Annotated in this window: 26 protein-coding genes and 1 pseudogene; 16 read left to right on the forward strand and 11 right to left on the reverse strand. The window is 60.1% G+C overall.

The features are described 5' to 3' along the window. Positions 1-33: 33 nt before the first annotated feature. Positions 34-312, forward strand: a pseudogene (locus M1D43_RS26165) (transposase); the annotation flags it as partial. 7 nt (positions 313-319) lie between these two features. Here M1D43_RS26165 and M1D43_RS26170 read toward each other — a convergent pair. Beyond that, complete coding sequence (locus tag M1D43_RS26170; protein WP_127643308.1) at positions 320-1246, reverse strand: LysR substrate-binding domain-containing protein; 927 nt, start codon at positions 1244-1246, stop codon at positions 320-322. 31 nt (positions 1247-1277) lie between these two features. Continuing rightward, a complete protein-coding gene (locus M1D43_RS26175) occupies positions 1278-2186 on the reverse strand; it encodes a LysR substrate-binding domain-containing protein (RefSeq protein WP_164782777.1) in 909 nt (302 codons plus the stop codon). Between the two features lie 108 nt (positions 2187-2294). Between M1D43_RS26175 and M1D43_RS26180 the strand changes: the two genes are divergently transcribed. The 7 genes from M1D43_RS26180 to M1D43_RS26210 all read left to right on the forward strand — a co-directional run bounded on the left by M1D43_RS26180 (position 2295) and on the right by M1D43_RS26210 (position 7387). Next, positions 2295-2969 carry a cysteine hydrolase family protein gene (locus tag M1D43_RS26180; protein ID WP_017276058.1) on the forward strand — a complete coding sequence of 225 codons (675 nt, stop codon included), beginning with the start codon at positions 2295-2297 and terminating at the stop codon, positions 2967-2969. Then, the gene (locus tag M1D43_RS26185) at positions 2966-3268 is read left to right on the forward strand and encodes a GYD domain-containing protein (RefSeq protein ID WP_017276057.1); all 303 of its coding nucleotides are present in this window, start codon (positions 2966-2968) and stop codon (positions 3266-3268) included. The genes M1D43_RS26180 and M1D43_RS26185 overlap by 4 nt, the downstream gene beginning before the upstream one ends. Before the next feature lie 119 nt (positions 3269-3387). After that, the gene (locus M1D43_RS26190) at positions 3388-4227 is read left to right on the forward strand and encodes a transporter substrate-binding domain-containing protein (protein WP_234835554.1); all 840 of its coding nucleotides are present in this window, start codon (positions 3388-3390) and stop codon (positions 4225-4227) included. A 16-nt stretch (positions 4228-4243) separates the two neighbouring features. Then, positions 4244-4921, forward strand: coding sequence for an amino acid ABC transporter permease (locus M1D43_RS26195; protein ID WP_026030019.1), 678 nt, complete (start codon positions 4244-4246; stop codon positions 4919-4921). Positions 4922-4945: 24 nt separating this feature from the next. Beyond that, positions 4946-5686, forward strand: coding sequence for an amino acid ABC transporter ATP-binding protein (locus tag M1D43_RS26200; RefSeq protein ID WP_017276056.1), 741 nt, complete (start codon positions 4946-4948; stop codon positions 5684-5686). A gap of 8 nt (positions 5687-5694) precedes the next feature. Next, positions 5695-6420 (forward strand): MBL fold metallo-hydrolase, encoded by a 726-nt coding sequence (locus tag M1D43_RS26205; RefSeq protein ID WP_412549036.1) that lies wholly within the window; start codon positions 5695-5697, stop codon positions 6418-6420. Between the two features lie 763 nt (positions 6421-7183). Then, positions 7184-7387 (forward strand): hypothetical protein, encoded by a 204-nt coding sequence (locus M1D43_RS26210; RefSeq protein WP_026030017.1) that lies wholly within the window; start codon positions 7184-7186, stop codon positions 7385-7387. A 140-nt stretch (positions 7388-7527) separates the two neighbouring features. On the opposite strand, the gene M1D43_RS26215 is transcribed toward M1D43_RS26210, so the two are convergent. After that, positions 7528-7911 (reverse strand): type II toxin-antitoxin system VapC family toxin, encoded by a 384-nt coding sequence (locus M1D43_RS26215; protein WP_010968151.1) that lies wholly within the window; start codon positions 7909-7911, stop codon positions 7528-7530. Further along, complete coding sequence (locus M1D43_RS26220; RefSeq protein ID WP_013851145.1) at positions 7908-8108, reverse strand: type II toxin-antitoxin system VapB family antitoxin; 201 nt, start codon at positions 8106-8108, stop codon at positions 7908-7910. The genes M1D43_RS26215 and M1D43_RS26220 overlap by 4 nt, the downstream gene beginning before the upstream one ends. Before the next feature lie 554 nt (positions 8109-8662). Here M1D43_RS26220 and M1D43_RS26225 point away from each other — a divergent pair. After that, positions 8663-9151 carry a TIGR02444 family protein gene (locus M1D43_RS26225; protein ID WP_026030016.1) on the forward strand — a complete coding sequence of 163 codons (489 nt, stop codon included), beginning with the start codon at positions 8663-8665 and terminating at the stop codon, positions 9149-9151. Between the two features lie 176 nt (positions 9152-9327). Then, a complete protein-coding gene (gene hutC, locus M1D43_RS26230) occupies positions 9328-10101 on the forward strand; it encodes a histidine utilization transcriptional repressor HutC (protein WP_017276052.1) in 774 nt (257 codons plus the stop codon). A gap of 91 nt (positions 10102-10192) precedes the next feature. Here the strand turns inward: hutC (M1D43_RS26230) and M1D43_RS26235 are convergent, their stop codons facing one another. The 7 genes from M1D43_RS26235 to hutC (M1D43_RS26265) are packed head-to-tail and all read right to left on the reverse strand — an operon-like array spanning position 10193 to position 16382. After that, positions 10193-11569, reverse strand: a complete 1377-nt coding sequence (locus M1D43_RS26235; protein WP_153444257.1) for an FAD/NAD(P)-dependent oxidoreductase — start codon at positions 11567-11569, stop codon at positions 10193-10195. Further along, positions 11566-11880, reverse strand: a complete 315-nt coding sequence (locus M1D43_RS26240; protein ID WP_017276050.1) for a (2Fe-2S)-binding protein — start codon at positions 11878-11880, stop codon at positions 11566-11568. The genes M1D43_RS26235 and M1D43_RS26240 overlap by 4 nt, the downstream gene beginning before the upstream one ends. Then, complete coding sequence (locus tag M1D43_RS26245) at positions 11870-12976, reverse strand: NAD(P)/FAD-dependent oxidoreductase (RefSeq protein WP_017276049.1); 1107 nt, start codon at positions 12974-12976, stop codon at positions 11870-11872. Before M1D43_RS26245 ends, M1D43_RS26240 begins: the two co-directional genes overlap by 11 nt. Beyond that, positions 12973-13686: an aspartate/glutamate racemase family protein gene (locus M1D43_RS26250; protein WP_014528250.1), complete on the reverse strand. Its 714-nt coding sequence runs from the start codon at positions 13684-13686 to the stop codon at positions 12973-12975. The genes M1D43_RS26245 and M1D43_RS26250 overlap by 4 nt, the downstream gene beginning before the upstream one ends. Then, positions 13683-14276, reverse strand: a complete 594-nt coding sequence (locus M1D43_RS26255; RefSeq protein ID WP_014528251.1) for a UbiX family flavin prenyltransferase — start codon at positions 14274-14276, stop codon at positions 13683-13685. The genes M1D43_RS26250 and M1D43_RS26255 overlap by 4 nt, the downstream gene beginning before the upstream one ends. A gap of 2 nt (positions 14277-14278) precedes the next feature. Next, positions 14279-15604, reverse strand: a complete 1326-nt coding sequence (locus M1D43_RS26260; protein ID WP_017276048.1) for a UbiD family decarboxylase — start codon at positions 15602-15604, stop codon at positions 14279-14281. Between the two features lie 22 nt (positions 15605-15626). Beyond that, the gene (gene hutC / locus M1D43_RS26265) at positions 15627-16382 is read right to left on the reverse strand and encodes a histidine utilization transcriptional repressor HutC (protein WP_014528253.1); all 756 of its coding nucleotides are present in this window, start codon (positions 16380-16382) and stop codon (positions 15627-15629) included. A 274-nt stretch (positions 16383-16656) separates the two neighbouring features. Between hutC (M1D43_RS26265) and M1D43_RS26270 the strand changes: the two genes are divergently transcribed. From M1D43_RS26270 to M1D43_RS26295, 6 genes are all read left to right on the forward strand, one after another. Next, positions 16657-18141, forward strand: a complete 1485-nt coding sequence (locus tag M1D43_RS26270) for an aldehyde dehydrogenase (RefSeq protein WP_017276626.1) — start codon at positions 16657-16659, stop codon at positions 18139-18141. A gap of 16 nt (positions 18142-18157) precedes the next feature. After that, the gene (locus M1D43_RS26275; RefSeq protein WP_014528255.1) at positions 18158-19858 is read left to right on the forward strand and encodes a thiamine pyrophosphate-binding protein; all 1701 of its coding nucleotides are present in this window, start codon (positions 18158-18160) and stop codon (positions 19856-19858) included. A 121-nt stretch (positions 19859-19979) separates the two neighbouring features. After that, a complete protein-coding gene (locus M1D43_RS26280; protein ID WP_014528256.1) occupies positions 19980-21002 on the forward strand; it encodes an ABC transporter substrate-binding protein in 1023 nt (340 codons plus the stop codon). 110 nt (positions 21003-21112) lie between these two features. Beyond that, on the forward strand, positions 21113-22198 hold the full coding sequence (locus tag M1D43_RS26285) for an ABC transporter ATP-binding protein (protein WP_014528257.1): 1086 nt from the start codon (positions 21113-21115) through the stop codon (positions 22196-22198). A 1-nt stretch (position 22199) separates the two neighbouring features. Next, on the forward strand, positions 22200-23060 hold the full coding sequence (locus M1D43_RS26290) for an ABC transporter permease (RefSeq protein WP_014528258.1): 861 nt from the start codon (positions 22200-22202) through the stop codon (positions 23058-23060). Next, positions 23057-23851, forward strand: coding sequence for an ABC transporter permease (locus M1D43_RS26295; protein ID WP_014528259.1), 795 nt, complete (start codon positions 23057-23059; stop codon positions 23849-23851). Before M1D43_RS26290 ends, M1D43_RS26295 begins: the two co-directional genes overlap by 4 nt. Positions 23852-23856 lie beyond the last annotated feature (5 nt).

A 23856-nucleotide genomic window follows, 5' to 3' on the forward strand; every position in this document is an offset into this window, starting at 1 on the left:
CGTAACTAAGTGGGTAGGAGTAATGTTGGTAATATGACTAGCAGCAATTTTAAGATGGAAGTCCTCTCCGGGCCGGAACGTCGGCGGCGCTGGAGCACGGCAGAGAAGCTGGCCATCATCCACGAGACCTATGAGGCGGACGCGACGGTGAGCATCGTCGCGCGTCGGCACGGCATCCAGCCGAACCAGTTGTTCGCCTGGCGCAAGCTGGCGTCCCAAGGGGCACTAACGGCGACTGCCGCCGAAGAGGAGGTCGTTCCGGCTTCCGAATACCGGGCGCTTCAGGCCCAGGTGAAGGAGTTCCGATCCCTTCACCAGCTTAGCCAAGTATATTGTAGGGTTCAGCCTGTGGTGCTGGTGGAGACGCCGCTTCTTCGATGAGCCAGTTGATGAAGGAGCTGACCTCGGCGGCCTCTCGTTTTGCGTCGGGGCAGATGCAATAGTAGTTGTGGAGGGCCGGCACGCTCAGGCGCAGCGGCTGCACCAGCCGGCCTTCGTCGAGATCGCGCGCGGACACGACTTCATCGCTGAGTGCCACGCCAAAGCCATCTCGGGCGGCCTGGAGCACGATGCCGAAGTCGTCGAAATGCACGTCGGATTCGCCCGCATAGGGAATGCCGGCTTCAGCCTGCCAACGTCGCCACTGCGAGCCATCGTCCTCATGCAGCAACCGATGATAGGCAAGGTCCGAGGGCTGGCGGATGGCGTTCGGCCCGCGCAGGAGTTGCGGACTGCAAACCGGCGTCATGTGGATGCCATGCAGCAAGCGCCACCAGAAACCCGGCCATGGCGGCATGCCGTAGATGATCGCGACATCCGTCTTGCGCCAGTCGACGCCGTGAAAATGGCTGGAGGTGAGAACCTTCAGCTGAAAATTCGGGCTTTCCGCCATGAAGGTGAAAAGCCGGGTGGCAAGCCAGGCAACGCCGTGCACCTGCGGGATGGAGATGGTGAGCGCCTGCTTTGGCGCGCCACCAAATTTATGCGCCGACAGCTGACGCACGCCGGTGTGGATGGCCTTCATGGCGCTTGCCACCGAGCGCTGGAGCTGGCTTCCGCTTGGTGTCAAAGCCAGTTGCCGGCCGCGTTTTTGAAAGAGGTCGACGCCGAGCGTCACCTGGAGCGCGCGGATCTGCTGGCTGACGGCGCCGGGCGTCACATGCAGCTCCGCCGCCGCCGCGCTGACATTGCCGAGCCGCGCGACGCTTTCGAAGACACGAAATGCATGAAGGGGTGGCAGCGCCATCGGTCTCTTCCCTCAGTTGACATTCAACGGATCAGGCATTCTGGTCACGCCCCGGCCGTAGCTGCTCGACCACACGGTCGGCCAGGGCGCGCAGCACGGGGTCGTTTGCGCGGTCGACCGGGCAGACGATGTAATATTCCCGGGCCGCATTGATCGTGGTGGAAAACGGCTGGATGAGCCGTCCCTCGCTCAGATAGTTTCGCGTGAGCACATCCGAGACCAGCGCCACGCCACGGCCCTGAACGGCGGAGGCGATCGCCTGCGCGACCGAGTTCACCCGGACACGGGTGTTGCCCTCAAGGGCGATCCGCGCTGCGACGGACCATTTTGCCCATTCTCCACCGTCGTCTTCATGCAGCAGCGCGACGGAACTCAGCTTTTTGTCGCGATTGCGCAGGTCGAGCCGCGGAAACAAGGTCGGCGAGCACACTGCACAGAGCCGAACCTCGCTGAGCGAGCGCCAGTATTTTCCGGTGAACGGCGGATTGTCGTAGACGATCGCCAGATCGTTATCCGCCCAATCCACCTCCGCGGCGGTGATCGCCTCGTTGATGGTGAGGTTGGAAATGCCGTGCGACTGCGCGAAATCGACGATGGTCGCCGTCAGCCAGGCAATCCCGAGCGCGGTCGGCACGGAAACCGACAGCGATGCGGGCTGATCGCCGGAGGTTAGTTTTCGCGATGCCCGTGTCGCCGTGTCGAGCTGCCCCAAGGATATGGCGACGGTCTGCGAAAAATCCCTGCCCGCCTGGGTGAGAGCGACATTTCGGCCCGACTTCCGGAACAGGATGATGCCCGTCGCATCGCTCAGCTTCTTGAGTTGCAACGAAATCGCACTCGGACTGAGGTTCAATTCCTCCGCCGCCTGCCGCACGCCGCCAAGGCGCGCCGTCGCTTCGAAAGCGGGCAGATACTGCAGGTAGGGTAGGAGGCGGCTCATCTGGATATCCGACTGATCGTTTAGCATTATAGAACGATATCGGTGATTTTAAATTGATTTTTTCAAACTGTCAGGGGTGCTATCTCATCGACAAAGAGGAGCTTGTTCATGATCTCGGCAAAACCATTCGACTATCCCTATGACGGCAATCTCGATGCGCGCAAAACGGCGCTTATCGTCATCGACCTTCAGGAGGATTTCCTTTCCACCACGGGTTACTTCGCCAAGCAGGGATATGATCCCGCACCGCTGCGCGCGATCCTTCCCGCGGTAAACCAGCTCATCGCTGCGTGCCGCGCGGCGGGCATCCTGATCATCCACACGCGACAGGGTTACCGCGAAGACCTCGCGGATATGACCCCCTATGAAAAATGGCGGCGGCAGCGGTCGGGCCTTGAGGGAACGACGGCATTGCTGCGGTCGAGTCCCGGTTTCCAGATCGTTCCCGAACTCGATGTGCGCCCGCAGGACGTCATTGTCGACAAGACCTGCAACAGTGCCTTTACCTATACCGATTTCGAGCATGTCTTGCGCGCGCAGGGCATCACGCATCTCTTGTTTTCCGGCTGCACCACGGATGTCTGCGTTCACACGACGCTGCGTGAAGCCTGCGACCGGAATTTCCAGTGCCTGACGATCTCGGATGCCTGCGCCAGCGGCGATCAATATGCCCATGAGGCTGCCCTCCACATGGTCACCGTTGAAAACGGCATTTTCGGCGCGCTGACCGATACCGCAGCGGTGCTTGAAGGCCTGAAGAAGCTGGGAAATTCCAAGGCATGAGTGAGATCCAGAAATACGTTTCGCTGATGCGCCTGACGCAGAAGGGGCTCGCCGAACTGACCGATAGCGCGAAGCGCCGGAAGGTCAGCGAAGACCGCGTCGCGGCACTCGGCGGGCGATCGATCGCCTTCTACGCCCTGCTTGGGACCTATGATTTCATGCAGGTTTTTGAAATGCCGAGCAATGAAGCGATGATGCAATACGTGCTCACGGCGCGCCGGGACGGACATGTCGAGCCACTCATCCTCCCTGCATTCGACACCGAGACATACGGCCAGATTCTCAACGCCGTAGGCTGATCAACAGTTTAGTTTTCCTGCCACATTCCGAGGAAAACATTTAGCTTGTTTGCGAAAGTCGCTCGCATAAGACTTCACAAAACGTCAATAGAAGAAACCAAAAACAAGGGAACACGATCATGACGAAATCAACAATGGGAACGAAAACGTCTCTTCTGGCAGGCACCATGCTTGCCGCTCTGCTCAGCGCCAGCACGGCTCTTTCCGCTGACCAGAAGCCCGATTTCGTATCGGGCGGCGTTTTGAAGATCTGCACCAGCGGTGAATTTCCGCCGATGGAATATTATGAAAATCCGGGCGACAAGGATCTCGTCGGTTTCGAAATCGACGTCATGGACGCGATCGCCAAGCGGTGGGGTGCGAAGGCCGAGTATGTCGTCGGCGACTTCAAGGGCCTGCTTCCGTCGCTCGATTCCAAGCGCTGCGACCTCGTCGCGAGCGGCATCATGATCACGCCGGCTCGCGTCGAAAAGTACGACGGCATACCGTATTTCGGCTCTCACGTCGTGCTGGTCACCGCGGCGAGCGACACGGAGACGAAAGTCCCGGCCGATGTCAGCGGCAAGATCATGGCGATCGAAGCCGGCACGACCTACGAACAGACGGTCGCCGATCTCAATGCCGAACTGGAAGCAGCCGGCAAGGCGCCGATTCAGGCGCAGACCTATCCGTCGGCGTCCGGCGTCATCGAGCAGATCCTGGTCGGTCGCGCGACCGCCACGATCACGCAGGATACGACCGCTGCCTATCGCATGCTGCAGGTGCCGGGCCGGCTGGCCATTCCCTATACCTACGAGGAAAGCGAGAACTACGGCATCTACCTGCGCAAAAGCGAGGGCGACCGGCAGATGCTGAAGGAAGCGATCGAGGCCTTGCAGGCGAGCGGCGAGATGAAGGCGTTTCTCAAGAAGTGGAACCTGCCGGAAACCTCGACCGACGTTTCCCACGACGTGAACTGACGATAGGCGGTCTACGTTGTTCCAGCTCGACCTCTTCCTGCAGGCTATCTTCAGTGCCCCCCTTTTCAAAGGGGCACTGCTGACGATCGGCCTCTCCCTTTGCGTCATGGCCGTGTCCCTCGTGCTCGGCATGGCGCTTGGCTCCATGGCAGGCTCACCGCGCCGCTCCGCCCGATGGCTGGCGACGCTCTATGTCTGGCTGTTTCGCGGCGCACCAGCATTGCTGGTGCTGCTGTTCGTCTGGAACGGCCTGCCGCAGATCTCCGAAATCTTTCGCGCCGGCTGGTTCACGCCGTTCTTCGCGGCCTTCCTGGCGCTGTCCCTGATTCAGATCGCCTATCTGGCAGAAATCCTGCGCAGTGCCTTTGCCGCCGTGGGACATGGGCAGCGGGAGGGTGCAGCGGCGCTCGGCATGCATCGCTGGCAGATCTTCCTGGTCATCACCATGCCGCAGGCGCTCAGGATCGCGGTCCCCGCGCTGATGAACGAGTTCATCTCGCTGTTGAAGACCACGTCGCTTGCGACTGTAATCTCGCTCAAGGAACTGATGACCGTCTCGCAGTTTGCGATCGCCACCAGCTTCCGCTTCCTCGAATGGTATGGCGCAGCACTCGTCTACTACCTCGTCATCGTCTCGGTGCTGACGCTCGCCCAGAACCGCATCGAACATGTGCTTTCGCGCGGCTATCGCTGATCGCCGCAAACCCATGGGTCGGATATGAACACGCAAACCGCAATTCAGGTTGCCGGCGTCAGCAAATGGTACGGCGCCTTCCAGGTCCTCAAGGGCATCGACCTTACGGTGCACAAGGGCGAGCGCATCGTCATCTGCGGCCCGTCCGGTTCCGGCAAATCGACGCTGATCCGCTGCATGAACCGTCTGGAAGTGCACCAGGAAGGCTCAATCGTCGTCAACGGCATCGAACTCACCAGTCAGCTCAAGCGCATCGACCGCGTTAGAAGCGACGTGGGCATGGTCTTCCAGCACTTCAACCTGTTCCCGCACCTGACGGTTCTGGAGAACTGCACGGTCGCCCAGCGCTGGGTGCGCAAGCTGCCGAAGAAGCAGGCGGTCGAGATCGCCATGACATATCTCGAACGCGTGCACATTCCGGAAAAGGCCGACAAATATCCCGGCCAGCTTTCCGGCGGCCAGCAGCAGCGCGTCGCCATCGCGCGCGCCCTCTGCATGAACCCCAGCATCATGCTGTTCGACGAGCCGACCTCGGCGCTCGATCCCGAAATGGTCAAGGAGGTGCTGGACACGATGATCTCGCTCGCCGCCGATGGCATGACGATGGTCTGCGTCACCCATGAGATGAATTTCGCGCGTGAGGTCGCCAGCGAAGTGGTCTTCATGGACGGAGGCCAGATCATCGAGCGCAACAAGCCCGACATGCTGTTTTCCGCCCCGACGCACGAGCGCACGAAGCGCTTCCTCGGCAAGCTGCTGCATTGAGCGAGGCCATCTTGACCAACACGAACTGGTTTTCAAAGGTCGTGATCTCGGGTCGGGTTACCCGGATCTGCGAGCCGCATGTCCATAAATTCTTCCGGGCCAACATGTTCCATGTCGTCGGCAGGGATGCCGACCTCGTCATCGATTTCGGCATGGGCCTCGGCGATCTCAGAAGCGCGTTGGACATTCGCTCAGGCAAGCCTGTGCTTGCGGTGGCGACTCACGTTCACGTCGATCACGTCGGCTCGTTGCATGAATTCGAGCCCCGGCTGGGCCACGCGGCCGAAGCCGAGGCCTTCGCACGCATGCCGGATGCGGACACGCTCGCCGGCTATTTTCGCAAGCAGCCGGACGCTTTGACCGCAGCAGCTCCCACGGGCATGACGCCGGAAGCCTACAGAATTTCGCCGGCACCGCTCACCAGGATCCTGGCGGAGAACGACGTCATCGACATCGGCGACGCCTGTTACACGGTCCTGCATCTTCCCGGCCATTCTCCCGGTTCCATCGGACTGCTCGACCATAGGACAGGGGAGTTCTTCAGCGGGGACGCCATATACGAGGGTGGCCTCGTGGATGATTTGCCGGGATGCGACATCGAAGCCTACAAAGCCACCATGAAGCGCCTGTCAGAGCTTGACGTCGACGTCGTTCACGGGGGGCATGGAACGAGGTTTAGTAGAGACCGGCTGCGTGAGATCGCCATCACCTATCTGCGCTCGAAGGAAGGCTGAGAAGATCAAAATGGACGAGCAATGGAACTTTGAGGAAGCCGTGGTCATCGGGCATATTCGACGCGGAGGCGGAGTAAATACTGATGCACGGAAGCGCCGGTGCTGCTGCGGAACAGAGCCTTAAGACCGGGGACCTGGACGCGGTCGCTGAGCACGAAGCTTACAAGCGCCTTCCGTTCTCCTTAAAAATGAACGAAGCCTTTGCGATATCAACTCGGAGCCCGACGTCCCTAGGTAAGGCTCTGGCAGCTTCGATGCTGAGACGGACTCTGACGCGTCCCCCCCAAGTGAACCAGCCAAGCGCATCTGAGCCCAGGAGTTCCGTCACAGATAGCGTCCCTTTGATGCTGTTGAGCGATCCGGGCTCCACGATGGACACGTCTTCGGATCTTGCGCCGAGAGTAGCCGGTCCCGTCGCAGATTGATCAATCTTGCAGGCGGATACATCAACACTGACGTTACCAATTTGGAATGCACCATCGCCGGATAGTTTTTCCTTCAAGAAAATTCATCGCCGGAGAACCGACAAACCCCGCCACGAAAAGACTCGCCGGTTCTCGTAGACCTCCTGGGGTGGGGCGAACGGCAGTAACGGGTCGAAGGAGCCGTCGTGCCACGGCTTGTTACGAGAATGTTCACGGCCTGTGCTAAGAAGATGGTGTAAACGGGCGGACCGGCCCGCCGGTTCGAGGGGCGGTGGTCGTCCCTCACAATGATGGTGTCGCGGGAGTGGCCTGCTCCATAGCAGCACGGAGAGACGATCATGAAGGAGCATGCCGGCATCGACGTATCACTGGAATACTCGAGTGTGTGTGTGGTGGATGTGGATGGCCGCATTGTGCGGGGAGCAAAGATCCTCAGCGAACCCGATGCGTTGATCGCCTGGTTCGGCGAGCACGCGGGACGATGGAGCGAATTGGCCTGGAGGCCGGCTCCTTGTCGCAGTGGCTCCATGCCGGGTGGGTGAAAGCAGGTCTTTCCGTTGAGCTGATCGATTGACGCAAAGCCCGTTACCGAAGATCGCATAATGTATCAACCGGAATTTTGCGCCGTGTGGCTCGACCGGTTGACCAGCAAGAGCAACGGCCATGGCCTTTTATTTAGTGTTCAGTTCCGCGTATGGGCGGGGGTGTGCAGCGACGCCCCCGCCTTTTCGGCCGCTGCCTGCAAACGCTTGTCTCTCGTCCACAAAGCCATTCGCTGATCGAGGAGAACCGAGGCCAGCAAATGGGCATCCGTGTAGCCAATCCCCATGCTAAAAATGGCGTGGCGATCGATCATCATCATGACCTCCTGGTGCGTTGCGACGAGTGCTTCGCGCTGAGCCATCAGGAATGCTATCACGCTACTGCGTTCCCGAAGGCTGCCAAGTGCAAGCTCTCCGATCACGGCCGGATGGCAGAGGAGACGATCGTCCTCAATAATCCTACGCAGCTCGGCATCGGTATGCCGGAAATGATCAATCCAGATTGAAGTGTCGGCAAGAATCACTTGGCAGCTGCGCTCCGGCGGCGTGGAGCTGCTTCCGCATCCGGCATAGTTCCCCCGAGCGCGATGAGGCGTTTTCCTGACTCCACACGAACAAGCGTCTCCAATGCCTGGCGGACCAGAGCGGCGGTTTCTTTTGTGCCGGTTAGGGACTTAGCCCTTTCCATGAGAGTGTCGTCGAGGTTGATAGTCGATCGCATCGTCGGTTCCTAGCTTTAGTGTTACAAATAGCACCATTTGGTGAAGAAATCTACGCCTGAATCGGCCGTCTTAGCGACCGCATCGGCCGCACAAGCTTAAGACTGGCTAGGGGCCGAGGGTTCGATTCCACTCAAGTGATTGACACGGCTTTCGTCCACTGCCTTCGAAGCTGCTGGATCAGTCATTCCGGGGGCTCTAGATTCAACGCAGGGCCGGCTTGCAGGACCTTGGGCCGAACTTAGGCACAAAAATCCTGCTTGGAGTTTATACGGTGAGACGTCGATTTCGAAAGGCCTCTTCTGTCGTCGGCAGCGGTGGCGCGAAATCAAGGCGATATTGAACTCGGATCGCCCGAACAGAGCGTGCTGCGGGTGGAAAACCGCACACGTCTTCGTACAATGCTGTGAGTTTCGTATAGGTTGTAAGCCTTCGCAAGTAAGAACTGAAAAGATCGATCCGTTCTGGGTGCGGCAGTGACCTGACGTGATGCCGAGGCGCAAGGAGGTAAACTTTGACACTTCGCACTTCTACTGTTCCCGACTTGTGGACCTTCATGTTGGAGCTTTATGCAATGCCGGGAGTCGCTCAGGCTTGCCTGGAGCTGCAGGACCGGTTTGAGCTCGATGTACCGCTGTTTCTTGCTTTGCTCCATGGGGCGGGGTGGGGTTACCGCATTGACGCCGATACGATCCGGGCGCTTGACAACGCCTGCTGGAAATGGCGCGCCGAGGTCGTACGTCCCCTGCGCGCGGTGAGGGTGCAGCTAAAGGCCAACCCCTGGAAGGAAAACCATGAACCCGTGGTAGCCTTTCGAGAAAGGATAAAGGCGCTCGAACTAGAAGCCGAGAAGCTGGAGGTCTCTGTATTGGAACAAGCAATAATCGCTCTAGCGCGAACCGAGAATCACGTCGATAAGCCGGCGCGGATCGCTGCCGTTGCGCATATGGTGCTCAGCCACTTCGCTGCGGACAACAACTTAACGGGAGAGTTGCCCCAAGCAAGTTTGATCGTCGACGCCGTACGGTCGCTTTTGCGACGCTAGTACCGAACCTGAAGCGGTGAGCCAGCAGAAAATAATATCAGAACGAAATCGCCGGTTTAAGCATTGGGAACCGCGTCTCGAACAACGTGTGATCAGTATCTTGCTTGCGGAGGGTACGTGGACAGATACACACAAAGCGTGATACCCCTCAAACAATATCATTATCAAGGCCGAATATGCCTGAGTCCGATCCGCACCTTTATGAAAAGATCAAGGAGACCATCGACCGCCGTGTTGAAGCGGAGGAATGGCCCGCTGAGTTTCAAGTTCCGGCGGAGGTTGAACTCGCGGAGGAGTTTGGCGCGTCGCCCCTTACCGTGAGGCGTGCACTGCGTGAACTGCAAGCCGAGGGCGTGCTCATACGCATACAAGGGCGCGGAACATTCGTCGTTGGCCGGCGTATGCAATGTGCCGTCTTCAATATTTCCGACATGGCCGAGGAGATAGCGCTCAGTGGCGGCGCCCATACTAGCAAGTTGATAAACCTTGGCGTAATTCCACGGGACAGCTCGGAGTCGAATATGCTGGTTTTGGGGCCCGATGGGGTCGTTTTTCATGTGCGATTGCTGCATTTGGAGGACGGTACGCCGATCCAGCTCGAAGACCGCTATGTGAATGCAACAGAGGCTCCGTCGTTCTTGGAGCAGGATTTCACGAAAATCACACCACATGCGTTTTTGCTTCGTGAGACGACCGTTACTTCGGTGGACAACACGATTCGCGCAATCAGGCCGGACGAAGAAGCATGCCGGCTTTTGCAGATCGACAGCAGCCAACCATGTCTGTTGCTGGATCGATCGACCTGGCGTGAAGGTGTTCCGGTGACACGCAGCCGCTTTATCTATCCTGGCGATCGGTACCGGCTGCGCAGCTCACACGAGGCGCGGCAGAGCCGCATCGCGACCACGCGTGGACCGGCTGTGTCTAAGTCGCTCAAGAAAATCAAGTGACACAGATGATCTAGTCCGGAGATCCTCCTCTGCCGCGCCCAGCAGAAGTTAAGAGAGTATGATAGCCGGTGACACGCTGTCCTTCCGTCCGTCACGGTTCGACAAGATCCGCGACTTCTCCGAGGGATATCGGACGGAGCGGCGGACGAATTGTTAGGAAACCTGCATAATCCATCGAAATATCGTGGGTCGACGCCGCCAAACTCGTCAACGTCATACCGCACATTCGCCCTTGGCACGGACCCATCCCGCAGCGCAAAAAGGCCTTTACCTGGTTGGGCCCGGCGCAGCCGGCACGCAGTGCTGCACGGATTTCACCGCAGGTCACTTCCTCGCACCGGCACGCCAGGACCCCGTCCGCGGGCGTCAATATCGCGGGAGACGGATGATAGAGGTGGTCAAGGAGCGGCCGTGCTGCAAGATGGGCCGCTCGGTCGCGACGCGTCGCCGTCAGGAGCAACTCGTCAATTGGCCGGCCCAGGCTCGCGAGAATTCCCATGGCGGCGAGCCGACCTTCAAGCAAGGCGACGGTGGCGCCCCCGATTCCGCCGGCATCGCCGGCAATATAGACGCCTGCAACCGAACTTTGAAGATGGATGTCACGATGCGGGTGGAAGGCGCCCCCAGCCTCCGACCAGTGCATCCTACACCCCAATGCGCGCGGAAGATGCGTTTCCGGGATTACTCCTTCATGGAGTCCGACGTGACTTGCGGATAGACGATGCTCAACCTCCCGCATTCGAAAGTGGACCTCAAGTCCGTCCGCGGCCGACTTGATGCGAAGATCGCCCGAATGATTATAAATGTCGACGCCCGCCCGTCGGAGCATCCAAAGCAGCTTCAGCCCCTTGATCAGATATGAAGGTCCTTTTCCGGTGAGTGCAGCCGGAACATGTCTGAGGGCGGAGACAATCGCGCCGGCCGCGGCGGTGTCGATGAGAGAGAGGTCTCGCATGCCGGCCGCAAGACATTGCGCCGCAAACAGGTAGAACAGCGGGCCCGTCCCGATCAGGACGAGCGGACCTCCGGGCAGCATTCCCTCTCGCTTGAGAAGAATCTGCAGGCCGCCGACGGTGGTCACACCCGGCAGCGTCCAACCGTCGAGGGGACATGGTCGCTCCATTGCGCCCGTGGCAATCAGGAGCCGGCGGCCGCGTTCGCGACGGATACCATGGGAATCCTTGAGCCAGACGGTGCCCTCGGGCTCGACCCGCCATGCCTGGGTTTCGAAGGAAAGCTCGGCGCCGCTGGCACGCAGCCGCCGGACTTCATCGCGGCCCGCCAGATAATCGGATCCAAGTATCCGCGCACGGGCGTCAGAAACGTCCTCGACCCCGCGCCAGATCTGGCCGCCGGGCCCGGGAGCCTCGTCTATCACGAGAACCTTTGCCCCGTTCTTGGCCAGTAGACTCGAAGCACCGATTCCCGCCGGACCTGCGCCGATGACAATGGCATCCCAGAGGCTCATTCTGCGTACCCCGCAGCGTCGCGTCGCGGGCCGATCTGACGCTCGACGATCATGCCTGCCTCGGCGGTTGTCATGCAGGCACGATGATTGTCCCGGCCATCGACCCGAACCAGACATTCAAAGCAAACGCCCATGAGGCACCACGGGCCGCGTTGACTGCCCGATACGGGCGTTTCGCGAAAATGCGTGACACCCGCCGCAAGCAGAGCACCGGCAAGCGTCTCTCCCGGGCGAAAGGCAATGGGCCGGTCTTCGAACAGGAAGCTGCCGGCGTCGGATCGGGCGACCGGGTCAAGGCGTTTAAAGGGCAAAGCGCGTGCTCCTCATGGATCGTGGGGCCGGGCCAAGATGCCCTTCGGCTAACGCCGGGCCAAGCTCGAGTGCATGCAGGCTGGCGAGAGTGACCCCGCTGTGGCAAGTGACGACGTAGGCGCCGGGCATTTCGGGCGCCTCTTCGTAGATAGGTAAACCGTCCGGGCTCATGATGCGCAATGCGCCCCAGGCCCTGATCAGCCGTGCTACCCGCAAAGCCGGGAATACCCGTGTGCCGATACGACAAAGGCGTGCGATGGTTTCGACGTCCGTTCCGGTGGAAAATCCTGCATCCTCGTGTGAGCTGCCGAGGAGCACGGTGCCTTCCCGGGTCTGGCGGATCGCATTGCTCGGGTAGCGAAGAAATGGAGCGATCCGGTCGGTGACGACGATCTGGCCGCGTTCAGGGGTGAGGCCCAGCTTCAGGCCGACCTGACGCGCTAGTTCGTTGTTTCCGAGACCCGCCGCAAGGACCACGCGCCTGCCGGAGATTTCGTCGCCGTTCGCATCGCTCACCACGAAACCGCGCGCCGGCTCGGAGCGGATGTTTCGGGCGGCGAATTGTACGACCAGCCGGCCGCCGTTCTGCTGAAAAGCAAGCTGAAGTGCATTGAGGGTCAGGAGCGGATTTGCCTCGCCGTCCAGATCGGAGAGCGAGGCACCGCGAACTTCGGGTCCTATATCCGGTACGATCTCGTGCAGCGCGTCGCGATCGAGAAGCTGTATGCGGATCGCGGCGCCTTCGGCAGACGAGCGCGCGATAAGAGCGCGACGCGCCGCCATCTCCGATTCGGAAAGACAGAAGTGCAAGCCACCGCCGCCGCGCCAGCCTATATCGATGCCCGTCTCCTTCAGGAGGAGAGTCGAAAGCTCCGGCCAAAGCTGCCCGGCGCGGATCGACCAATGCATGTAATCCGGATGCCCCAGCCCCTTGCCTTGCAACCAGACCAGCCCGAAGTTCGCACGTGAGGCACGATAGGCGATGTCGCCTTCGTCAAGAAGCGTAACCCGTGCACCTTTCCGCGCCGCTCCCCAGGCAATCGCCGAGCCGATCAGGCCACCGCCGATGACGAGCAAATCGCAGCGGTCGCTCATTTGAAATAATCCGGCGGAGCCAGCGATAGCTGCATCCAGCGTACCAATGTGACGATATCAAAGACCGGGAGCCCGAACCGCCGCGACACAGCTGCCGAGTAGGGGGGCAGGTTGGCGCATTCAAAGACCAGCGCCCCCACTTCCGAGTGATGCGCCATTAGCTCTGCGACTGTTGCCATCACGTCGGCTTCCTGGGCGGCGGCATCAACTTCCGTCGCCTGTTCGCGCATGTTGCGCAGCAGCGGCCCGTCTACCGGCAGCGCCGCCATTGGCAGGCCCGGCGCAGCCCCGACGGCGTGGAGGTGACGCTCCGTGATCGAATGCGGATCCGACAGGATCAGCCCCGGCTTCTTTCCGGCAGGCAATATGTGCTCGATCATCGGGATCTGCAGCAGCGCCGAGGAAAGAAAGGGCACGGGAGAGTGAAGCGTCAATTCGCCCTGAAGGGCGGCGAGGAATCCGCAGCTGGTCGTGATCGCGGTACAACCCAGCGCGACCAGATCATCGATCGCTGCACGGAACGCGTCGAGCGAATGTCGAGGGTTGCCCTCGATCACGTCCCTGGGGCGCACACCGCGCACGATACGAAACTGGACCGGGAACGGCCAGGTTGCGGCATGGGCGATGTCACCGGGCAGACGGCGAAAGCCTGTGTCGAGCACGATCACGCCGACGATCGTGCCATGAACTGTCGTACGGCTGTTGCTCATGTCGCTTCCTCTGCCAGGGCGTCTTTGAGGCCGCTCCAGCGTTTGACGGCTCCGGTATCGATGCCAAAGAGGTCGAGGGCGCGGGCGGTGGAATGCGTGATCATTTCATCGAGGCTCTGCGGCTTTGCGTAGAGGGCAGGGACCGGGGGCATGATGATGGCTCCCATTCGGGTGAGGGCGCCCATAGTCTCGATATGCCCCAGATGCAACGGTGTCTCGCGCAGCATGAGCACGAGTCGCCGGCGCTCCTTCAGCACCACGTCGGCGGCGCGGCTCATCAAAGTGGAGGTCACGCCTGTGGCGATTTCCGACATTGTCCGCACCGAACAGGGGGCGATCAGCATCCCGATGGTGGGGAATGATCCGCTGGCGATGGCGGCGCCAATATCGGCTACCGGATAGATCATATCGGCTTGGCCCGCGAGATCGGCCTTTTGAAGGCCGAGCTCCTGATTCAGCGTGAGAAGAGCCGAGCGGCTGACGACGAGATGTGTTCCCACCCCCGCTGCCCGCGCGAGCTCAAGGGCACGGATCCCGTAGGCCGCGCCGGAGGCACCTGTGATTCCGACAATCAACCGCCGACTGCTCATGTTCAGGCGCCCGCAAACCAGTCGGAAAGGCGGATGTCGTTGACCATGCGCAAGCGCTTGCGCTCGAATTCCTCCTCACGACCCCAGGGTTTCGTGGCATCGACAAGCAAGCGCCCCCAGTGATCCTTTGCTTCGTCCCGGTAGAAAGAAGGCGTCTCGGGAATGATCATGGTATCCTTGTCCGGGCGGCAACGGGTCAAGATTGCCCATTGCACGTCGTCCATGCTGTAGATGTCGACGTCGGTGTCGACGACCGTAATCTGCTTGGCCCAGATTGGCTCGGCGCCGATCGTCGCCAGCATGACCTGACGCGCGTGGCCCTCGAACTGGGGCTCGATTTGAACGACTGCATGGTTGACGAAGGGCTGACAGGTCACGTTCACGATGCCCGGAAGCGCGGCACTCAGCCGCTGGTAGATGTTGGCCGAGACGGAAAGCTCGAGGGTCAACACCTCCTCGGGCGAGCCGCAGAGGATCGAATGGAAGATGGCATCCTTGCGAACGGTGACGCCCAGCACTTCGAAGACGGCATTGGGGCCGACAGGGACGTAGTAGCCCATGAACTCGCCGAACGGACCTTCGGGGCGGCGTTCGTTGGGCATGAAGCGGCCCTCGATCACCACCTCGGTCTCGGCGGGTACCTCTAGGTCGATGTGGTTGCAGCGGCGCATCTCAATTGGCTTGCCGCGGAGTCGGGCGGCAACCTCCAACTCGTCGACGTCATAGGCAAGGGGGGCGGCGGCGGTAAGGAAGGCGTGGGCCGGCGGACCGATCAGCATGGCGGCCTCGAGAGGCTTGCCCATTCTCTCGGCCTTCTCGTGGTAGATCGTCAGGTGGTGGCGAGGTGCAAGGCGGCAGCGCAGCTCGTTGTCGCTGATGAACATCGAGCGGTGGTAGGAGAGGTTGCCCACGCCGGTCTCGGGATCCCTGGCGATGAACATGGCGGACGTGAAGTAAGGCGCGCCGTCGCGATCAGAGTAGGTGATCAGCGGAAGGTCGGAGAGCTTGACCTCGTCGTATCCAGGGGGCTGGTTCGCCGGAACGAGCGGCTCCCGCATTTCGGCCGAGCCGAGCGAGGAAAGTCTGCTCCACTGCCGGCAGAAATCCCCGGCGTCGATGCCGATCACCTCACCCAGCCGCTCGCGAGTGCTGTAGACATTGGTGACCACGGGAAAGCGCGTGCCTTTCACATTGGTGAACATCACGGGCTTCGCCCATTTCTTTTGAGCGAGATGGGTGACGGCAGCCAATTCGTGCGCGGGATCGACTTCCCGCTGGACGACCAAAAGGTCACCGCGTTCCTGTAGTTTGCGGACGAAGTCTCTCATGAAGGGCTCCTTCTGGCGGGCGTTAGCGGCCTGTGCCGGCTGTGGCGGGGATGGTGACGATGCGGTTGGTGCGCGCCTCATGACTGGAGCGCATGCGGTAGCGGTCGCCGGGGTAGATGAAGCGGCTGCGCGTGACGGGGATACCGTCGCGCCAGGTCGATCGGTCCAGCAACAGGCAGGGCTGACTCGCGTCGATGCGGAGGTGCTGGCGGATTTCCTCGTCTACACGGATGGCACGGATCGTGTTGTCGACAGTCGTGACGGTGGTCTCCCGGAGCAACCAACTGTGCGGACTCATCTTTGAGAAATCTTGCTCGATGTAGGCGGGTGCTTCTGCGGCATTCACATAGCGATCCTCGAGTTGAATCGGACTTCCATCCTCCAGATGCAGAAGGCGCGTATGGAAGATGGTGTCCTCGGCGCCGAGCTGGAGCATGTTTCGACCGAGGCCGTCTTTGCCCAGGATGGAGTGCTGCAGGACACGGCAGCTGTGGGCGGCCCCGGAAGACGCTATCTCTTCCGATATGTCGGCCAGGTTGAAAACGGCGCATTGCATCCGCGGACCTATGACAAAGGTACCGCGTCCCTGAACGCGCAGCAGCACGCCGTCGGTTTGCAACTCGCGCAGGGCCCGCCGCACGGTGAGGCGGGATGCGCCGAATTCGCTGGCAAGGTCCTGTTCCGAGGGGACTTGAAAGTTGGGCGGCCATTCCTCCGTCTCGATACGGCGATCGATCGCGCTCTTGATCTGCTCGTATAGGGGTTGGTCTGATGCCACTGCATTCTCCAAATGATATCATTATCTTTCAACCCAAGTCACACCAGATTGGCCTTTAAGGCAAGAGCGATTGTCAAAAAGTCGAGAATTTGCCGGTTATGCCTAATATTCGGGCATAATTAGACACAGATGGCGATATTTTAGGCATTTTATTTGTTTTTTTGCCAGCGTAATTCTGTCCTTGACACGTCAAAGGAATGTCATTTTAAATCGCAATAGATATAGAAATGACGCTGAGGCACGGCCTCACGACGCGAGGAGGAGATATATATCCATGCAAAACCTGCCGAAACTGTCCATGTATATCGACGGCCAATGGGTCGCCCCGGCATCAGGGGAATACATCGAGACGGTGGATCCCTTCACCGCAAGGCCGTGGGCCCTTGTCCCGCGCGGCAATGCGGAAGATGCAGATCGCGCGGTACGTGCGGCCCATCGTGCTTTCAGCCAGGGTCCTTGGGGCAAGATGCACCCGACCGAACGCGGACGCATTATCCAGAGGTTCGCCGCCCTGATCGAGGAGCACGCCGACGCGCTCGCCGACATCGAGGTGCGTGACAACGGTCGCCTGCTCGCCGAGATGACACATCAGATCCGCTACATCCCGCGTTGGTATCACTACTATGCCGGTTTCGCCGACAAGATCGAAGGTACGCTTCACCCCTGTGACAAGCCTGCGCTGAGCTTTTCTCGTCACGAGCCGCTTGGCGTCTGCGTCGGCATCGTACCGTGGAACGCGCCGCTGCTCCTGTTCTCCCTTAAGGCTGCCCCCGCCCTGGCGGCGGGTAACACATTGGTGATGAAGCCGGCCGAATTCACGTCCGCTACCGCGCTTAAGTTGATGGAGCTGGTCGAGAAGGCCGGATTCCCGACCGGCGTGATCAATGTCGTCACCGGCTACGGCCCTGAGGTCGGCGAGCCGCTTGTCACGCATCCGCTGACCCGCCACGTGGGTTTCACCGGTTCGACGAAGACAGGCGCCCATCTCTATTCCCTCGCTGCAAAAGACGTGAAGCGCGTAAGCCTCGAACTGGGCGGCAAATCCCCCAATATCGTCTTTGGCGATGCCGATCTCGACAATGCGGTGCGCGGCGTCGTAGGGGGGATCTTCGGTGCCGTCGGCCAGACCTGTATTGCCGGCTCGCGTCTTTTGGTGCACCGCTCAATCCACGACGAGTTCCTGGAGAAGCTCGCCGTCTTCACAAAGACGGCGCGTATCGGCGATCCGCGCAAGGTCGAAACGCAGATCGGGCCGATCGCCAACAGCATGCAGTTCGAAAAGGTCCTCGGCTATATCGATATCGCTCGCCGGGAAGGCGCCGAGCTCATCCTCGGCGGCGGGCGCCCCGACGTTGAGGAATGCGGCACTGGCTACTTTATCGAGCCGACCATCTTCGCCGGCGTGAACAACGACATGCGCATCGCGCGGGAGGAGGTGTTCGGCCCCGTTCTTTCGGCCATCGTGTTCGATGAACCCGAAGAAGCCCTCGCAATCGCCAATGACAGCGAGTTCGGTCTTGGTGCCGGCGTCTGGACCTCGGACATGCGCCTTGCGCTGAAGATGTCGGAGCGGCTCGAGGCCGGCAGCGTCTGGGTCAATACCTATCGTGACATTTCCTATACCACGCCGTTTGGCGGCTACAAGAAAAGCGGCATCGGACGCGAGAACGGCGTGGCCGGGATCTACGAATATCTGCAGACCAAAGCGGTCTGGCTGTCGACCGCCGAAGAGATCGCAAATCCATTTGTAATCGGCTGACGCGGCGGAGGAAAGAATGAGAAAAGGTGCCGAAATACTCGCTGACGAACTTGCCGTGAACGGGGCAGAGATCGTTTATCATGTCCCGGGAGAGAGCTTCCTCACTGCGCTCGACTCTCTAACCACGCGCCATCCGCGCATCCGATCGGTCAGCTGCCGCCATGAAAACGGCGCAGCCCAGATGGCGGAAGCCTATGGAAAGCTGACGGGAAAGCCCGGGATCGCCTTCGTCACGCGCAGCCCCGGCGCGACGAACGCCGTGAACGGCGTCCATACCGCGTTTCAGGATTCCTCGCCGATGATCCTGATAGTCGGCCAGGTCAAGCGTTCCATTCTCGAGCGCGAGGCCTTCATGTCCTATGACTTCCGCACAATGTTCGCCCCGATGGCCAAATGGGTGGGGCAAATCGACGATCCGGCGAGGATCCCCGAATTCATCCAGCGTGCCTGGGCGACGGCGCTTTCGGGGCGCCGAGGGCCGGTCGTCCTTGTGGTGCCGGAGGATGTGCTGGAGGAGAAGTGCGACGTGGCGCCTTCGGCGCGGCCTGCCGTCGCCTCGCATGCAGGCGCGCCGCGCGAGGAGGATTTGGACCGCATCTTTGCAATGCTCGCGGCGGCAGCAAAGCCGCTGGTGGTCGTCGGTGGTTCGGGCTGGAGCGAAACGGCGCGCGAGGACGTTCAGCGCTTCGCCACCAATCTTGGCCTGCCAGTGGTCACGACCTTCCGTCGACGTGACATCATCGATCATCGTCTCGACTGTTACGTCGGCGAGATCGGCATCGGCTCCAACCCCACCTTGCTCGCGCATATTCGCGAAGCCGATTTCATCCTGATGTTGAATGATGCCTTGAGCGACGTGAACACGATCGGTGCCGGCTACATGGAGGGTTTCACGCTGTTCTCGATCCCGCGCCCCAGGCAAAGGGTCGTTCACGTTATGCCCGATCACGGCGATCTCAATCGAGTGTTTCAGGTTGATCTGGCGCTGGCGGCGGACAATGACGCCACCGCCCGCGCATTGGCACGCCGATCGGCAACCCCGCGCGCCGAACATGCCGACTGGACCTCGACGCTGCGCGCCACCCTGATGAAGGAGCGTGAGCCGCAGCCCTGTCCAGGCGAAATCGATCTGCCCGGAGTGATGGGCTGGCTGCGCGAACGCCTGCCGGAGGATGCGATCGTCACGAACGGCGTCGGGGCCTATGCCACCTGGAGCCAGCGCTATTTCCCCCACTATCGCCTGCACACGCAACTCGGCCCGATCAGCGGCTCGATGGGCTATTCGCTCCCGGCGGCGATCTCGGCGAAGATCGCCCATCCCGATCGGGTGGTGGTGGAATTCGTCGGCGACGGCTGCTTCCAGATGAGCAGCGAGGAACTGGCGACAGCCGTCCAATACGGGGTGAATATCATTATTGTGCTCTTCAACAACGGGCTCTACGGCACGATCCGCATCCATGAGGAAACCCGTCTCGAGGGGCGTGTCAATGGCACGGATCTCACGAATCCCGATTTCTTGCTGCTGGCGAAAGCGTACGGCGCTCATGGAGAACGGGTGACTTGCACCAAGGAATTCGCCCCCGCCTTCGAACGCTGCCTCGCCGCCGGCAAACCTGCCTTGATCGAACTGGTCGTTGATCCGGAAGCCATCCACTGCCGCTACTCGCTGAGCGATCTGCGTGCCCGCCGCGCAGCGAGGGTACCCAACGAGGAATAACCATCTGCGCCAGCATCTGGTGCGGGCGGGCAGGCCTCCGGAGTCATCGAACGATGAACCGGACACATGCCGAGGCAGCGGTTCTGCCAGCCTTTCATTTGTCAGACGGGAGGAGTCACAAATGTATATTCGACATCTCATTGCCGGTGCTGCGATTTCAGTGTCCTGGGCGGGAATGGCAGTCGCGGAAGATTGCGCGTTAAGGGTTACGACCTGGGGCGGCAGCTATCAGGCCACCTATCAAGCCGTGGCGCAAAAATTCGAAGAGGAGCACAATTGCCGCATCGAATGGGTGGTGGGTGCGAGCCCCGATCACCTCATCAAGGCACGGTTGGGCCAGGTCGACGTCGTCACCAATACGCTACTGAATTCCATAGCGGGCGAGAAGGAAGGGCTTTGGCAGAAGCTCGATCCTGCAAAGATCCCGAACATGGCAAATCTTTATCCAAATGCGGTCCACTCGCCCTACACCGTCTTTGCAAACGTCGGCGACTACGTACTGGCCTACAACAAGGACACGGTCACCACCGTCCCGGCGACCTGGGACGAGCTTTGGAAACCCGAATACAAGAACCGCGTCGTCATCTACGGGATCGACCATATCCCAACCCTCAGTCTCACCGTTCTGCAGGCGGAGAAGAACGGCGGCAGTATCGACAATGTCGAGCCCGGGCTCGACCGCATGGCCGAGTTGATCAAGAGCGGCAATCTAATCGGCTCGCTGGATGTCGAAAGCCAGATGGTTTCGCTCTTCGAAACGGGGGATGCCTGGCTTGGAATGCTCGCAACCGGACGGATGAAGGAACTGCTGTCGAAAGGCGTGACGAATGTGAGCTTCGTACGCCCGGAAGAAGGCACTTTCCCGCTGATCACAAGCGTAAACATCCACAAGGATGCAAAGAATTCGGCGATGGCGGCGGCCTTCGTAAACTACATTCTCAGTTCGGAGGTCCAGGTTGCTTTCGCGACACGGAATCTCTACGCGCCGACGGTAAAGAATGCCGAAATACCCGATGATTTTGAGTTCCGGGATCTGCTTGTGCTGAACGATGCATTCGGCCGTCTCTACCTGCCGGATCAGGAGAAGATCACTGCCAACAAAGCGGGCTGGCAGCAGCAGCTGAACCAGAAGGCTACGCGCTAAGCAAGCGGCCGTGGTGCACGCACGATCGAGCGCCACGGCTAACCTTGTGAGCCGGGCCTTTCGGCAAGGCGCGTTCCCGGCGGAACTGCCAGAACAGGAACAATGCAACCATGTCCAATGATTCAATTCAGGTCGAGGGGATCACGAAGCGCTATGGCGCGATGACGGCCGTCGACAATGTATCCTTCGATGTTGGCCAGGGGGAGTTCGTGTCGCTGCTCGGCCCGAGCGGTTGTGGAAAGACCACGACGCTCAGGATGATCGCGGGCTTCGTCGATCCCTCCGGCGGCTTACTCCGGGTCCGTGGCCGCGACGTTACCCACCTACCGCCGGAAAAGCGCGATCTGGGCTTCGTCTTCCAAAATTATGCACTCTGGCCCCATATGACGGTGGCTGAGAATGTCGCTTTCGGCCTGAAACTGCGAAAGAAAAATCGGAACTTCATCCGCGACAAAGTCGCGGAAGCGCTTACGACAACCGGCCTCTCGGGGTATGAGAACCGGCTGCCGCGCCAGCTTTCGGGCGGGCAACAGCAGCGCGTGGCGCTCGCCCGCGCGCTGGCACTGGAACCGCAGGTCCTACTCATGGACGAGCCGCTCTCGAATCTCGACCGCGCGCTCCGCGTCACCATGCGCCGGGAACTCAAGGAACTCCAGGCGCGGATGAAAATGACCACACTCTACGTGACCCACGACCAGGAAGAGGCGCTTTCAATGTCGAACCGCGTGGTGATCATGAACAAGGGGCAAGTGGAACAGGTTGCAGCGCCATTCGAGCTTTATGAAAATCCTGCGACCGGCTTCGTGGCAGATTTTGTCGGCATCACCAATTTCCTCGGAGGCATCGTAACAAGCGCGGAAGGCGGAGGAGTCGAGGTGAAACTCGGCTCAGGTCAGATGTTGCGCGCAGTTACGAAACAACCCGTAGCTCTGGGTACCAAGGTGCGTGCACTCATTCGCCCCGAACGGGTGACGCTCAAAACGACCGCCGCTGACGGCGATAACATTTTGACAGGGCAAGTGGTCCTGGCCGAATATTTCGGCGCGCTGCTGCGCTATTCGGTGCGCCTCGACAGCGGCGATATCCTGCGCGCCGAAGTTCACAATTTCGACAGTTTCATCGAGAGTGGAAGCCGCGTCTGGATTTGCGTTTCACCGGAACATCTGCGCCTCATTCCCGACGAGAGGAATGCCTGAGATGACCCGGCGAATTCTTCCTTTTCTCTCGCCCGCGTTGCTCGCGCTGCTATTGTTCGTAGCCTTTCCCATGGTCTGGGTATTTCGTACGAGCTTCAATGAGCTTGCGGAAGGGGCCTATATAGTTGAGGCGATGACCCTCGAGAACTACACGCGTTTCCTGACCGAACCCTGGTACCTGGTGAATACGCTCTGGTTCTCGGTTCGCATCGCGCTCCTGGCCACTGCGATCTCGGTGATCTGCGCTTATCCGGTCGCTCTGTACATCGCGAAGACCTCGGGGCTGCAGCGCAATGTGCTCATGGCGCTGACGATGGCTCCTCTGCTGATAGGCCTAGTGACGCTCGTCTATGGGTGGATTGTAATCTTCCGGGGGGGCGGTCTCATGAACTCACTCATGATCGCCCTTCGCGTATATGACCAGCCCGTGCGCTACATGTGGGACATAAAGGGAGTGGTTATCCTCCTTGTGTACATCGGCACGCCCTACATCGTGCTTTCGCTGCTCGATTCCATCGAGCGCATCAATCCTTTCCTGGTCGAAGCTGCTCGCAATGTTGGCGCCAACCGGTGGACCGCCTTCTGGAAGATAGTCTTTCCGTTGTCGACGCCAGGTCTTTATGCCGGTCTTGTGATCGTCTTCTCGCTGAACTTCGCTGCTTTCGCGGTTCCTTTGATGATCGGCGACAGCAATACGCAGATGATCGGTTTGGTCATTTATCGCGAGGCGCTTCTGAACAACGATCTTCCATTCGCTTCGGCGCTCTCGGTGATCATGGTTTCGGTGAACGCGTTGCTTATCTTGGGCATGTCCGCGCTTGCCGGCCGCCTCATACTCAGCCGGCTGGAGGCAAAACGATGACTCGTTGGGATATCAGCACCATTGCACTGCGGCTCGTCACATTTTCGATGATGGCCTTCCTGATCTTCCCGATCGCGGTAACGCTGATCGTGGCGGTCAATCCACGTGAATTCGTTCTGCCGCCAAACGGGTTCACCCTCGACTGGTTCAGAGCCGCCTGGAGTTCGAAGACGTTTCTTCGAGGAATGGGAGTTAGTTTGGTTTTGGGCCTTGCGGCCGCTCTCATCGCCAATGCTCTCGCGCTGCCAGCTGCTATCGCGCTGGCGCGCACGAACTTCCCTGGCAAGGGAGCGATCAATCTGATCCTCATGACACCCCTGCTGATCCCGACGACGATCCTCAGTCTCGCCCTCTATATATACTTCGTTCGTGTCGGGTACGGATCCGGTTTGGTCCCGCTGCTCGTGGGGCATGCAATCCATATCATGCCCTACGCCGTACGGATACTGACCGCGAGCCTGCTCAATTTTGATCCCTCCTACGAAGAGGCGGCGCGTAACGTAGGGGCTGGGCGCATCAGGACCCTGTTTTCGGTGACGCTACCAGTGATCCGTACGGGGTTGATCTCAAGCCTTACGCTCTGCTTCATCTTGTCGTGGAACGATTTCCCGATCTCGGTCTTCCTCGCTCCTCCATCCTGGACGCCGCTTCCGGTCGAGCTCTACTCGTACATCAAGTTTCAATACGACGCAGTGGCGGCGGCGCTGGCGAGTTCGCTCATTCTGCTATCTGCCGTGGCCATGGTGGTCATTGACCGACTTGCAGGGCTGCGCCGCGTTCTGCGGTCCTGACAAGG

Source organism: Ensifer sp. R1-3, from assembly GCF_056739175.1.

Coding starts and splice junctions, on each gene's coding strand:
- M1D43_RS26200 (WP_017276056.1), top strand. CDS start 4,946: ATGAACACGCAAACCGCAATTCAGGTTGCCGGCGTCAGCAAATGGTAC.
- M1D43_RS26180 (WP_017276058.1), top strand. CDS start 2,295: ATGATCTCGGCAAAACCATTCGACTATCCCTATGACGGCAATCTCGAT.
- M1D43_RS26280 (WP_014528256.1), top strand. CDS start 19,980: ATGTATATTCGACATCTCATTGCCGGTGCTGCGATTTCAGTGTCCTGG.
- hutC (WP_017276052.1), top strand. CDS start 9,328: ATGCCTGAGTCCGATCCGCACCTTTATGAAAAGATCAAGGAGACCATC.
- M1D43_RS26220 (WP_013851145.1), bottom strand. CDS start 8,108: ATGCGATCGACTATCAACCTCGACGACACTCTCATGGAAAGGGCTAAG.
- M1D43_RS26210 (WP_026030017.1), top strand. CDS start 7,184: ATGAAGGAGCATGCCGGCATCGACGTATCACTGGAATACTCGAGTGTG.
- M1D43_RS26260 (WP_017276048.1), bottom strand. CDS start 15,604: ATGAGAGACTTCGTCCGCAAACTACAGGAACGCGGTGACCTTTTGGTC.
- M1D43_RS26290 (WP_014528258.1), top strand. CDS start 22,200: ATGACCCGGCGAATTCTTCCTTTTCTCTCGCCCGCGTTGCTCGCGCTG.
- M1D43_RS26225 (WP_026030016.1), top strand. CDS start 8,663: ATGTTGGAGCTTTATGCAATGCCGGGAGTCGCTCAGGCTTGCCTGGAG.
- M1D43_RS26185 (WP_017276057.1), top strand. CDS start 2,966: ATGAGTGAGATCCAGAAATACGTTTCGCTGATGCGCCTGACGCAGAAG.
- M1D43_RS26270 (WP_017276626.1), top strand. CDS start 16,657: ATGCAAAACCTGCCGAAACTGTCCATGTATATCGACGGCCAATGGGTC.
- M1D43_RS26255 (WP_014528251.1), bottom strand. CDS start 14,276: ATGAGCAGTCGGCGGTTGATTGTCGGAATCACAGGTGCCTCCGGCGCG.
- M1D43_RS26170 (WP_127643308.1), bottom strand. CDS start 1,246: ATGGCGCTGCCACCCCTTCATGCATTTCGTGTCTTCGAAAGCGTCGCG.
- M1D43_RS26285 (WP_014528257.1), top strand. CDS start 21,113: ATGTCCAATGATTCAATTCAGGTCGAGGGGATCACGAAGCGCTATGGC.
- M1D43_RS26245 (WP_017276049.1), bottom strand. CDS start 12,976: ATGAGCGACCGCTGCGATTTGCTCGTCATCGGCGGTGGCCTGATCGGC.
- M1D43_RS26235 (WP_153444257.1), bottom strand. CDS start 11,569: ATGAGCCTCTGGGATGCCATTGTCATCGGCGCAGGTCCGGCGGGAATC.
- M1D43_RS26275 (WP_014528255.1), top strand. CDS start 18,158: ATGAGAAAAGGTGCCGAAATACTCGCTGACGAACTTGCCGTGAACGGG.
- M1D43_RS26250 (WP_014528250.1), bottom strand. CDS start 13,686: ATGAGCAACAGCCGTACGACAGTTCATGGCACGATCGTCGGCGTGATC.
- M1D43_RS26295 (WP_014528259.1), top strand. CDS start 23,057: ATGACTCGTTGGGATATCAGCACCATTGCACTGCGGCTCGTCACATTT.
- M1D43_RS26175 (WP_164782777.1), bottom strand. CDS start 2,186: ATGAGCCGCCTCCTACCCTACCTGCAGTATCTGCCCGCTTTCGAAGCG.
- M1D43_RS26190 (WP_234835554.1), top strand. CDS start 3,388: ATGACGAAATCAACAATGGGAACGAAAACGTCTCTTCTGGCAGGCACC.